The organism is Nonomuraea aridisoli (assembly GCF_003236395.1).
Taxonomy (GTDB): domain Bacteria; phylum Actinomycetota; class Actinomycetes; order Streptosporangiales; family Streptosporangiaceae; genus Nonomuraea; species Nonomuraea aridisoli.
Genome location: NZ_POUD01000287.1, coordinates 1 through 11,569 on the forward strand (window position 1 = coordinate 1; position 11,569 = coordinate 11,569).

Annotated in this window: 12 protein-coding genes; 11 read left to right on the forward strand and 1 reads right to left on the reverse strand. The window is 70.5% G+C overall.

What is annotated here, in order from left to right; translation table 11 throughout:
- The 10 genes from mltG (C1J01_RS40290) to C1J01_RS40335 form a co-directional block, all read left to right on the forward strand.
- Positions 1-1,009, forward strand: a 1,009-nt coding sequence (gene mltG, locus C1J01_RS40290) for an endolytic transglycosylase MltG (protein ID WP_111184318.1), incomplete at its 5' end; no start/stop codon positions are given.
- Positions 1,010-1,220: 211 nt separating this feature from the next.
- On the forward strand, positions 1,221-2,378 hold the full coding sequence (mltG, locus tag C1J01_RS40295; RefSeq protein ID WP_111184319.1) for an endolytic transglycosylase MltG: 1,158 nt from the start codon (positions 1,221-1,223) through the stop codon (positions 2,376-2,378).
- Between the two features lie 82 nt (positions 2,379-2,460).
- Entirely contained in the window at positions 2,461-3,306 is an 846-nt protein-coding gene (locus tag C1J01_RS40300; protein WP_111184320.1) for a shikimate dehydrogenase, read from the forward strand.
- Positions 3,307-3,649: 343 nt separating this feature from the next.
- Positions 3,650-4,219 carry a translation initiation factor IF-3 gene (gene infC, locus C1J01_RS40305; protein ID WP_328589729.1) on the forward strand — a complete coding sequence of 190 codons (570 nt, stop codon included), beginning with the start codon at positions 3,650-3,652 and terminating at the stop codon, positions 4,217-4,219.
- Positions 4,220-4,342: 123 nt separating this feature from the next.
- On the forward strand, positions 4,343-4,537 hold the full coding sequence (gene rpmI / locus C1J01_RS40310; protein ID WP_043622108.1) for a 50S ribosomal protein L35: 195 nt from the start codon (positions 4,343-4,345) through the stop codon (positions 4,535-4,537).
- A 24-nt stretch (positions 4,538-4,561) separates the two neighbouring features.
- Positions 4,562-4,945, forward strand: coding sequence for a 50S ribosomal protein L20 (rplT, locus tag C1J01_RS40315; RefSeq protein WP_111184321.1), 384 nt, complete (start codon positions 4,562-4,564; stop codon positions 4,943-4,945).
- Positions 4,946-5,029: 84 nt separating this feature from the next.
- Positions 5,030-5,833 (forward strand): TrmH family RNA methyltransferase, encoded by an 804-nt coding sequence (locus tag C1J01_RS40320; RefSeq protein WP_111184322.1) that lies wholly within the window; start codon positions 5,030-5,032, stop codon positions 5,831-5,833.
- A 50-nt stretch (positions 5,834-5,883) separates the two neighbouring features.
- Entirely contained in the window at positions 5,884-6,975 is a 1,092-nt protein-coding gene (locus C1J01_RS40325) for a sensor histidine kinase (protein WP_111184323.1), read from the forward strand.
- Positions 6,976-7,105: 130 nt separating this feature from the next.
- The gene (gene pheS, locus C1J01_RS40330; protein WP_235854985.1) at positions 7,106-8,146 is read left to right on the forward strand and encodes a phenylalanine--tRNA ligase subunit alpha; all 1,041 of its coding nucleotides are present in this window, start codon (positions 7,106-7,108) and stop codon (positions 8,144-8,146) included.
- Positions 8,146-10,698 (forward strand): phenylalanine--tRNA ligase subunit beta, encoded by a 2,553-nt coding sequence (locus C1J01_RS40335; protein WP_111184325.1) that lies wholly within the window; start codon positions 8,146-8,148, stop codon positions 10,696-10,698. The genes pheS and C1J01_RS40335 overlap by 1 nt, the downstream gene beginning before the upstream one ends.
- A gap of 49 nt (positions 10,699-10,747) precedes the next feature.
- Here the strand turns inward: C1J01_RS40335 and C1J01_RS40340 are convergent, their stop codons facing one another.
- Positions 10,748-11,023 (reverse strand): hypothetical protein, encoded by a 276-nt coding sequence (locus C1J01_RS40340; RefSeq protein WP_235854984.1) that lies wholly within the window; start codon positions 11,021-11,023, stop codon positions 10,748-10,750.
- Positions 11,024-11,159: 136 nt separating this feature from the next.
- On the opposite strand from C1J01_RS40340, the gene C1J01_RS40345 reads away from it, so the two are divergent.
- Positions 11,160-11,393 (forward strand): hypothetical protein, encoded by a 234-nt coding sequence (locus C1J01_RS40345; RefSeq protein WP_181449237.1) that lies wholly within the window; start codon positions 11,160-11,162, stop codon positions 11,391-11,393.
- The last annotated feature ends 176 nt before the right edge of the window (positions 11,394-11,569 follow it).

Sequence of the window (11,569 nt, forward strand, 5' to 3'; positions counted from 1 at the left end):
GTTGTTGTCCGCCGGGCTGGTCGCCGGGGTGCTGGTGATCGGCGCGGGGGCGGTGGCGTTGCTGAAGCCGCTCATGAGCGCTGACGACTTCGAGGGGACGGGCAGCGGCGCCGTGACGGTGCGCATCGCGCCCGGGTCCAGTGCCGCGGCCATCGGCTCCACGCTGGAGGAGGCGGGGGTCGTGGCGAGCGTGGAGTCGTTCGTCCAGGCTACGGAAGATCGCAGGGTGAGCGATCGGCTGCGGCCGGGCCACTACCGGCTGCGTAAGGGCATGGCGGCCACGGCGGCGCTGGACCTGCTGCTCGCGCCGTCCTCCCGCGTCGTGAAGCGGGTGACGGTGCCCGAGGGGCTACGGGTCTCCGAGACGCTGCCCCGCATCGCCAAGCAGTCCGGCATCCCGCTGAAAGAGCTCCAGAGCGTCGACAAGGAGCTGGTCGGGCTGCCGGAGTACGCCCGGGGCCTGGAGGGCTTCCTGTTCCCGGCCACGTACGAGATCGAGCCCGGGAACACGGCGGTGGACGTGCTGGCGGCGATGGTGGAGCGCTTCGCCCAGGCGGCGCGCCACGTGCGCCTGGAGGAGCGGGCGCAGCAGGTGAAGCTGTCCCCGCTCGAGGTGGTGACGGTGGCCAGCCTCATCCAGGCCGAGGGCGGCACCGACGAGGACTACCCGAAGATCTCCAGGGTGATCTACAACCGCCTGGCCAAGGACGCCCCGCTGGAGATCGACAGCACCGTCCTGTACGCGCAGAACCGCCGCACGCTGAAGGTGACGGAGAGCGACACCAAGGTGAACTCTCCTTACAACACGTATCGCCACAAAGGGCTACCTCCGGGACCCATCGCGAATCCCGGAGAGAAGGCCCTGATAGCCGCCCTGAAGCCTGCCAAAGGTGATTGGTATTGGTTTGTAACGACGGATCCTGCGCATAGAATCACCAAATTCACCGACAAAGAGAGCGAGTTCGTGAGATACCGGGAAGAGCTGAACAAGAACCTCGGGACGAACTGATGTTCGCTAACCTTCCCCTCGTTCCGGTACGAGAGCCCGCAAAAGGGGCATACGTCCTCTTTTCGTCCCCTAGCATGGCTACCCAGAGTGATCTCCGCTGGTCGTGGGAGCATGCCCGGCGGACCCCCCAGTTCCGCTCGGTGACCCCAGCCGGTTCGGCAGTTCCGCTTGACGTCCGGCAGGCGGTACCGGGAGATTGGCCAGCGCACCTATGAACGATCTCGACCTCAACACGTTGCTCGGCGCCGAGGACGACGGGTCCACCCGGTCCGGCGCCCGGGGCGGTAGACGCGCATCCCGCAGACGGCGCCGGCGCCGCAGCAGGGGCCGGTTCCTGGCGCCGCTGCTCGCGTTCGTCGTGCTGGCCGGGATCATCGGCAGCGGCGGATACTACGGCTACCGGTGGATCAACGACGCTCTCGTGCCCGACGACTTCTCCGGCCAGGGCGCCGGCGAGGTCGTCATCGAGATCAAGGACGGCCAGAGCGCCTCCGACGTGGCACTGGAGCTCGAGCGGCAGGGTGTCGTGGCCAGCGCGAGGGCGTTCACCAACGCCGTCGGCAACGCCAACATGAGCGACAAGCTGCAGCCCGGCGAGTACAAGATGCGCAAGCGGATGTCGGCCGCCGCCGCGGTGGGCCTGCTCAACCCCGACAACCGCCTGCTCGCCACCGTGACGATCGCGGAAGGTCTGCGGCTGTCCCAGATGTTGCCCAAGCTGGCGGAGAAGACCGGCAAGCCGGTCAAGGAGTTCCAGGCCGCGGCCAAGGACGCCGAGGACCTCGACCTCCCGTCGTACGCCAAGGGCAAGCTCGAGGGCTACGCCTTCCCCGCCACGTACGAGTTCCAGCCGAAGACCACCCCGAAGCAGATGCTCGCGGCGATGGTCGAGCGGTTCCGGCAGACCGCGAAGAGCGTGGATCTCGAGGAGGGCGCCAGGGCGCTCGGGCACACCCCGCACGAGATCGTCACCATCGCCAGCATCATCCAGGCCGAGGCCGGGCGCGCCGAGGACATGCCGAAGATCGCCCGCGTCATCTACAACCGGCTCGACCGCGACCCGCCGATGACCCTGTCGATGGACAGCACGGTGATGTACGCGCTCGGCAAGTTCCGCACCTACGCGACCAGTGCCGAGCTGGAGACCAAGTCCCCGTACAACACCTACCGGAACCAGGGGCTGCCGCCCGGCCCGATCACCAACCCGGGTGACCATGCCATCGAGGCGGCGCTCAACCCGGCGGACGGCTCCTGGCTGTACTTCGTGGCCACCGACCCCAAGAGCAACGTCACGGAGTTCGCGACCACCGAGGCCGAGCAGTCGGCCCTGGTGGCCAAGTGCAGGAGCAACGGCGGCTGCGGCGGCTGACCGCTCTCCCGGCCGGAACCGCCGTCCGTCCACGTGCGCTGGGCGGACGGCGATAAGGTCGTCCTGTTCGGAAGGAGTGGGGATGCGCGCTGCGGTGATGGGGTCGCCCATCGGCCATTCGCTCTCGCCCTGCCTGCACAGGGCCGCCTACCGCGCGATGGGTCTCGACGGCTGGAGCTACGAGGCGTTCGAGTGCGACGAGGCGGGCCTGCCGGGCATGCTGGAGCGGCTGAGCCCCGTCAGGGGTGAGCCCGGCGACGACGCGTGGGCCGGGCTGTCGCTCACCATGCCGCTCAAGCGGGCCGTGCTGCCGCTGCTCGACACGGTCTCCGAGCCGGCCGTCGAGGTCGGCGGGGCCAACACCGTGGTCTTCCGCGACGGACGGCGCCACGGCGACAACACCGACGTCCACGGCATCGAGCGCGCCCTGGCCGAGGCCGGGGTGCCGGCGCCGCGCTCCGCGGCCGTGCTGGGCGGCGGCGCCACGGCGGCCTCCGCGCTGGCGGCGCTGCGCAACCTCGGCCTCTACTCCGCGACGCTGCTCGTACGCGAGCCCGCGCGGGCGGGGGAGACCGCGCAGGTGGCCGAGCGGCTCGGCGTGGCGCTGGCGGTGGAGACGTTCGACAAGCTCGACGCGTTCACGGGGGTCGACCTCGTGGTCTCGACGCTGCCGGCCGGGGCGGCCGACGCCTTCGCCGACCGGCTGGCGCGCGTGCCGGCGCTGTTCGACGTGGTCTACGCGCCGTGGCCGACCCGAGCGGCGGCGGCCGTGCGGGCCGCGGGCGGCACGGTGATCGGGGGGTTCGAGATGCTGCTGCACCAGGCGGTGCGGCAGGTGGAGCTGATGACCGGGCTGTCGGGCGTTCCGGTGGAGGCCATGCGGGAGGCCGGAGAGGCCGAGTTGCGCCGCCGTACGGCCCTGTCGTGAGAGCTGACGAACCCTTTGCGGGGCCCTGTCCCAGATGTGGCCCCACGCGGGATGATTCGAAGGTCCCCGGTGGTTGTGGTAGTGTAGCTCTCTGATCGGTCCGGCATGTTTGCTGGACGCGCAAGCGGAGGTCTCCCTCCCACCCGGGTCGCCGAAAGGTGGCCGGGTCCAGGATCACGCCGGACTACTCCGGGGAGCTCGAGGCCACGAAGCCACAGAGCTCAGTGGCCCCGCATGCGCGACGTGCGGGGCTTTTCGCATTCGAAGGGAACGCGTAAAGCCCCAGTACGACGAGCACGTAGGGATCGCAAACCTAGGAGGCCCCATCAGCACTGAGCCCCGCATCAACGAGCGTATCCGAGTTCCCGAGGTTCGCCTCGTGGGCCCGAACGGCGAGCAGGTCGGCATCGTCTCGATTCACGATGCCCTCAAGCTCGCCCAGGAGGCCGACCTCGACCTCGTCGAGGTCGCGGCCACGGCTCGACCGCCCGTGTGCAAGCTCATGGACTACGGCAAGTTCAAGTACGAGTCCGCGATGAAGGCGCGCGAGGCGCGCAAGAACCAGGCGCACACGATCATCAAGGAGATCAAGCTCCGGCCGAAGATCGACCCGCACGACTACGAGACCAAGAAGGGTCACGTGGTGCGGTTCCTCAAGGCGGGAGACAAGGTCAAAGTCACGATCATGTTCCGCGGACGCGAGCAGTCCCGGCCGGAGCTCGGCTTCCGGCTGCTGCAGCGGCTGGCGGAGGACGTCCAGGAGCTCGGCTTCGTGGAGTCCCACGCCAAGCAGGACGGCCGTAACATGATCATGGTGATCGGTCCGCACAAGAAGAAGGCCGAGGCCAAGGCCGAAAAGGCCGCAGCCAAGGCGCAGCGTGGCGACGAGGAGCCTTCCCCACGGGAAGCGTGACCCGCAGTTGGGGTTAGCCTTGACAACAAACCCCAGCAGCCACCGGCAGACGAAGGACGCCGCGACCGGGTCGGCCACCACCGGCCCGGCCACCGGCACGACCAAACGAGGAGAGACGGCGACATGCCGAAGATGAAGACGCACAGCGGTGCGAAGAAGCGGTTCCGGCTCACCGGCACCGGCAAGATCAAGCGTCGCCGTGCCAACCGCGCGCACTACAACGAGTGGAAGTCGTCCACGCTGACGCGCCGTCTCAAGAACGAAGTCGTCCTTTCCGACGCCGATTCCAAGAAGATCAAGAAGCTGCTCGCCAAGTAGCGCGAACCCCCGGGGAGAAGAAACATGGCACGCGTGAAGCGGGCGCTCAACGCCAAGAAGAAGCGCAAGGTCGTTCTCGAACGGGCCGCGGGTTACCGTGGTCAGCGGTCGCGGCTCTACCGCAAGGCCAAGGAGCAGATGCTCCACTCGATGACGTACGCCTACCGGGACCGCAAGGACCGCAAGGGCGCCTTCCGTCGTCTGTGGATTCAGCGCATCAATGCCGCCGCCAGGCAGAACGGCATGACGTACAACCGTCTCATCCAGGGTCTGCGCCTGGCCAACATCGAGGTCGACCGTAAGATCCTTGCCGACCTCGCGGTCAACGACAGCCAGACCTTCGCCACGCTCGTCGAGGCCGCCAAGAAGGCGCTGCCGGCGAACGTGAACGCTCCGGCCGCGAGCTGAAGCGCATTGCCTTAACCGAGGGGCCCACCGATGCCGGTGGGCCCTTTGCTGTCTGCACGACGGGGGAGACGGGGAGTTGATCTGATGGCCGGGTCCGAGCTGACCAACGTGAGATCGCCGCGGGTCAAGGCGGCCCGGCGGCTCACGAAGCGTGCCTTCCGCGAGCAGGACCGCCGGTTCCTGGCCGAGGGGCCGCAGGCGGTGCGTGAGGCGCTCAAGCTCGACGGCGTGACGCTGGAGCTGTTCAGCACGGCCGAGGCCGAGCTGCGTCACCCCGAGCTCATCACCGAGGCCACGCTCCAGGGCGTTCCCGTCCACCGCGCCAGCGGCGAGGTCATGTCGGAGCTGTCGCAGACCGTGACCCCGCAAGGGCTGGTGGCCGTCTGCCGGCTCGTCCACGTGCCGCTGGAGGAGGGCCTGCGGGGGGAGCCGCGGCTGGTCGCGATGCTCGCGCACGTGCGCGACCCCGGCAACGCCGGCACGGTGCTGCGGGCGGCCGACGCCGCCGGCGCCGACTCGGTCGTCTTCACCGACGCCTCCGTCGACCCGTACAACGGCAAGTGCGTGCGCGCGAGCGCAGGAAGTCTTTTCCATCTGCCCGTCGTCATCGGTGCACCTGTCGGGGCCGCCGTGCGTCAACTCAGGGAGCGGGGCATGCGCGTGCTGGCGGCCGACGGCGCGGGCAAGCACACGCTCGACGATGTCGATCTTTCGGGACCGACCGCGTGGATCTTCGGCAACGAGGCCTGGGGGCTTCCGGAGGAGATACTCGCCGAGGCGGACGATGTGGTGCGCGTGCCCATCTACGGACAGGCCGAAAGCCTGAACCTGGCCACCGCCGCGGCGGTATGCCTTTACTCCTCGGCCAGGGCGCAGCGAGTGCCCTAGGGGGCCGGAAACCCGCTATTGTCGGCGTTGTAGGCGGAGGAGGCGAGGTCGTGCACGGCGCAGACGGCGAGGAGCGGCTGGTGGCCGCCTCGTGCACGATAGCCATCGACGACCTCCCCGACGGCCTCGTCGTGGCCGACCGTTACGGCTGCGTGCTGGCCGTCAACCGCGCCGCCGCCCGCCTCACCGGCGTCACGATGGAGCGCGCGCTCGGCAGGCACATGAGCGACGTCTTCCCGTTCCGCGACCACGACGGGCGCGACTGGTGGAAGGCGCTCGACCCCGAGGGCGGGCTGCGCACCCGCGTGCGGGTGCCCGAGCGGCCGCTGCACCTGCCGGGCGGGCAGGAGCTCTACGTCGCGGCCCGGCTCCTGCGCGAGCCCGAGCGCGGCGGCGAGGTCGAGCGCGTGACGATCACCCTGCGCGACGGCGGCGCCCGCGCCCGGCTGGAGCGCAGCCGCGCCGACCTGGTCTCCACCGTGGCCCACGAGCTGCGCTCGCCTCTCACCAGCGTCAAGGGGTTCACCGCGACCCTGCTGGCCAAGTGGTCGCGCTTCACCGAAGAGCAGAAGCTCGTCATGCTCGAGACCGTCAACAACGACGCCGACCGCGTCACCCGGCTCATCACCGAGCTGCTCGACGTCTCCCGCATCGAGTCCGGCCGGCTGGAGGTGCGCCGCCAGGTCGTCGACCTGCCCGCGCGGGCGCGCCGGCTCATCGCGGGGCGCGTGGCGGCCGGCGAGCCGGAGGAGCGTTTTCGCCTCGTCGTCGGCGACGATCTCCCCGAAACGTGGCTTGACCAGGACAAGATCGACCAGATCCTGGGTAACCTGGTGGAAAACGCGGTGCGCCACGGGCGCGGCACCGTGACAATCGAAATCGAGTCCGTCGGATGGGGAGTTGCCGTGTCGGTGCGCGATGAGGGCGAGGGCATCGAGCCCGAGCTGGCCCCGCGCGTCTTCAGGCAGTTCTGGCGGGGTGGCAACAGCCGCCGCCGCGGCGGCACCGGGCTCGGCCTGTTCATCGTGAAGGGCCTGGTCGAAGCGCACGGCGGCACGATCATCGTGCAGCGCGCGCCCGAGGGCGGGGCGGAGTTCCGATTTACCGTGCCCACCGGCACGCCCGACTTCGCGACGCCGTAGCGCGCGAGTCGGCCCCGGTGGGCGGGCCCCACTAGACTCTTTTCCGCTCAAGCCCTGGATACGGAGCTCACTCTTGTCTGACTACGACCCCGTCGAGGTGACACCGTTGCATGCCGACGAGGTGTCCCGCATGGAGGCCGACGCCATCGCGGCGATCAAGGCCGCCGCCGACCTCGACGCACTCAAGCAGGCCAGGCTGGCGCACGCGGGTGACCGTTCGCCCATCGCCCTGGCCAACCGCGAGATCGGCGCGCTGCCGCCGGCCGCCCGCGCCGAGGCCGGCAAGCGCGTCGGCACCGCCCGCAAGGCGATCAACGAGGCGCTGGCCGCCCGCCAGTCCGAGCTGGAGGCCGAGCGCGACGCCCGGGTGCTCGTCGAGGAGACCGTCGACGTCACCCTGCCGTGGGACCGCCGCCCGCGCGGCGCCCGCCACCCGCTGACCACGCTGCAGGAGCGCATCGCCGACGCGTTCGTCGCCATGGGGTACGAGGTGGCCGAGGGGCCCGACCTCGAAGGCGAGTGGTTCAACTTCGACGCGCTCAACATCGCCAAGGACCACCCGGCCCGCAGCGAGCACGACACGTTCTTCGTGGGGTCCACCGACTCCGGCATGGTGCTGCGCACCCAGACGTCGCCGGTGCAGGTGCGGGCGCTGCTGCAGCGTGAGCTCCCGGTCTACGTGATCTCGCCGGGCAAGACCTTCCGCACCGACGAGCTCGACGCCACCCACACCCCGGTCTTCCACCAGACCGAGGGGCTGGCCGTCGACGAGGGCCTGACGATGGCCCACCTCAAGGGCACGCTCGACCGGTTCGCGGAGGTGATGTTCGGCAAGGGCATCACGACCCGGTTCCGGCCCAACTACTTCCCGTTCACCGAGCCGTCCGCCGAGATGGACCTGAAGTGCTTCGTCTGCCGCGGCGCCTCGGCGATCCCCGGCAACCCGCCTTGCCGTACGTGCAAGTCGGAGGGCTGGATCGAGTGGGGCGGCTGCGGCATGGTCAACCCGCGCGTGCTGATCGCGTGCGGCGTCGACCCGGCGCGCTACTCCGGCTTCGCGTTCGGCATGGGCATCGAGCGGACGCTGATGTTCCGCCACAACGCCGAGGACATGCGTGACATGGTCGAGGGCGATGTGCGCTTCACCCTCCCGTTCGGAATGGAGATCTGATGAAGGTCCCGCTTTCCTGGCTGCGGGAGTACGCCGATCTCCCGGCGGTCACCGCCCACGAGGTGGCCGACAAGCTCACCGCGGCCGGGCTCAAGCTCGAGTCGATCACCTCGCACGGCCATGACGTCAAGAACGTCGTCGTCGGCGAGGTCCTCGAGATCGAGGAGCTGACCGGCTTCAAGAAGCCGATCCGGCACTGCAAGGTCGAGACCGGCGAGGCCGAGCCGCGGATGATCGTCTGCGGTGCCACGAACTTCGCCGTCGGCGACCGGGTGCCCGTCGTGCTGCCCGGCGGCGTGCTGCCCGGCGGGTTCGCGGTCGGGGCGCGCAAGACGTACGGGCGCATGTCCGAGGGCATGATCTGCTCCGAGCGCGAGCTCGGGCTGGGCGACGACCACAACGGCATCATGGTGCTGCCCGCCGGCACGCCCATCGGCACCGACGTGGTCGAGCTGCTGCAGCTGCGCGAGGACGTGATCGAGCTGGAGATCACGCCCGACATCGGTTACGCCCTGTCGATCAGGGGTGTGGCGCGCGAGGCGGCGACGGCGTTCGGGGTGGCCTTCCGCGACCCCGCCGACGTCGAGCTGCCCACCGCGGCCGAGCCGGCCTGGCCGGCCTCCATCGGCGACCCGACGGCGTGCGACCGGTTCGTGCTGCGTGAGGTGACCGGGTTCGACCCGGCCGCCCAGACCCCGCTGTGGATGCGCGTACGCCTCACGCGGGCCGGCATGCGTCCCGTGTCGCTGGCCGTCGACGTCACCAACTACCTGATGCTGGAGCTGGGGCAGCCGCTGCACGCGTTCGACCGGGAGAAGCTCACCGGCGAGATCGTCGTACGGCGGGCCGCGGCCGGTGAGCGGCTGGAGACGCTCGACCACGTGGTGCGCGAGCTCGACCCCGACGACATCCTCATCACCGACCAGTCGGGGCCGATCTCGCTGGCCGGCACGATGGGCGGCCTGGAGACCGAGATCTCCGGCTCCTCGACCGACATCGTCATCGAGGCGGCCCACTTCTCCGCGACCGGCATCTCCCGCGAGTCGCGCCGGCACGGGCTGGTGTCCGAGGCGTCCAAGCGGTTCGAGCGGGGCGTCGACCGTGAGCTGCCGCTCGTCGCCTCCTACAAGGCCGTGCGGATGCTGGCCGAGCTGGGCGGCGCGACCGTGCACCCGGGGGTCACCCACGCCGAGGTCGAGGTGTCGCCCGCGCGCATCGCGATCCCGGCCGGCTACCCGGGAGCCGTGGCGGGCGTGCCGTACTCGAAGGCGACCGTGGTGGCGCGGCTGGAGCACATCGGGTGCGTCGTCACCGACGGCGCCGACCCGGCCGTGCGGCAGGGCGGCGTCGACCCGACCGGCGTGGTGACCGGCGGCGCGCTGGCCGCCAAGCTGGCCGTCACCGGCGACGACATGATCACGGTGACGCCGCCGTCGTGGCGGCCCGACCTCACCGACCCCAACGACCTGGCCGAAGAGGTCATCCGGCTGGAGGGCTACGAGAACCTGCCGTCGGTGCTGCCCTCCGCCCCCGCGGGCGCCGGGCTCACCGAGGGGCAGCGGCTGCGCCGCCGGGTCGGCCGGGCGCTGGCCGAGGGCGGCTACGTCGAGGTGCTGAGCTACCCGTTCATCAGCCCCGCCGACCTCGACCGGCTGCTGCTGCCCGCCGCGGACGCGCGGCGCGTGGCCATGCGGCTGGCCAACCCGCTGTCGGAAGACGAGCCGCTGATGCGCACGACGCTGCTGCCGGGGCTGCTCAAGACCCTGGTGCGCAACGTCGGGCGTGGCTTCTCCGACGTGGCGCTGTTCGAGATGGGGCCGGTCTACCGGCCGCGCGAGGGCGCGCCCGAGGTGGCGCCGGTGCTCGGCGTCGAGCGCCGGCCGAGCGCCGAGGAGCTGGCCTCGATCGAGGCGGCGCTGCCCGACCAGCCGCTGCGGGTCGCGGCGGTGCTGGCCGGGGAGTTCGAACGGTCCGGCTGGTGGGGCGCGGGCCGCGCGGCCTCGTGGGCCGACGCGGTGCAGGCCGCGCGCCTGGTCGCGGGCGAGGCCCGGGTGGAGCTGTCCGTCAGCGCCGACCAGCACGAGCCCTGGCATCCCGGCCGGTGCGCCGCGCTCTACGTGGGCGACACGCTGGTGGGGCACGCCGGTGAGCTGCACCCGCGGGTCATCGAGGCGTACGGGCTGCCGCCGCGTACGGCCGCGATGGAGCTGGAGCTGTCGCGGCTGGAGGCGGTCATGCCCGGGCCGGTCGAGACCCCCGCGGTGTCGGCCTACCCGGTGGCCACGCAGGACGTCGCGCTGGTCGTGCCCGACTTCACGCCGGTGGCCGACGTGGAGGCCGCGCTGCGCGACGGGGCCGGTGAGCTGCTGGAGTCGATCCGGCTGTTCGACGTGTACACCGGGGAGCAGGTGGGCGAGGGGAACAAGTCGCTCGCCTACACCATGCGGTTCCGGGCGGGCGACCGTACGCTGACGGTCGAGGAGACGACGGCGGCGCGGGACGCGGCGGTGGCGCTGGCGGCCGACCGCGTGGGCGCCCAGCTCCGCACCTGATCGACGACGGGGCGCCGGGGCGGTCGTGAGACCGCTCCGGCGCTCGCGGTCAGATGTCGTCGATCCCGGTCAGGTCGATGTCGAGGTCGAACGGGACCGCGAACTTGAGCCGGGCGTGGTGGCGGCCGGTGAGGGCGTAGCCACGGGTGACCGGGTCGAGCTCGTAGACGTGGACGATGGGTTTGTCGGAGTGGTTCTTGACGCGCCAGAAGTGAGGGATCGCCGCTTCCGCGTAGAAGGTCTGGTGGGCGCGCTTGCCGGCTTCGGCGTGGATCACGCAGAGGTCGGGCTCCGGACGTTGGTCCTTGGCGAGGATGACGCTCATGTCCCTGCGTACTCGTAGATCCGCAGGTGTCGCGCGTCGCACTTCGGCTTCGGGGTGCGAGACGACCCGCATGTGGGAGGAGGCTTGGGGCCCGCGAACACCAAGCTTCCGTCGATTAGGTGAAGAGGGCGGTCCCATGAGGCAGTTGCTGGTGTTCGGTGAGCGGGATGACGCCGAAGAGGTCGCCGAGACGCTGGGGGAGTGGTTTCCCGAGCTGGGTGAGCCGCGGGTGGTGCGGGAGACGCTGGCCGGGGAGGACGACGCCGAGGACGCCCAGTGGCTGGTCGTCGTCGAAGGGGTGGACGAGAGCCGGCTGAGCAAGGTGGACGAGCTGGTGGAGCGGTACGACGGGTGGCGGGAGTCCGGCTGACGCGAGTGTGGCTCTTGTTCGGGTGAGGGTGCTTCGCTTGTCTCATCTGAAGGTTGGTTCAGGAGAGCCACTGGCCCGTCTGCTTCTGCTGACTTGCGGGTGGTGAGTTCGTCGGTGGCGAACGGCGTTCATCGGCCGCGAACAACGGCCTGGGCGGGTGGTGGCCGGTGGGAGGG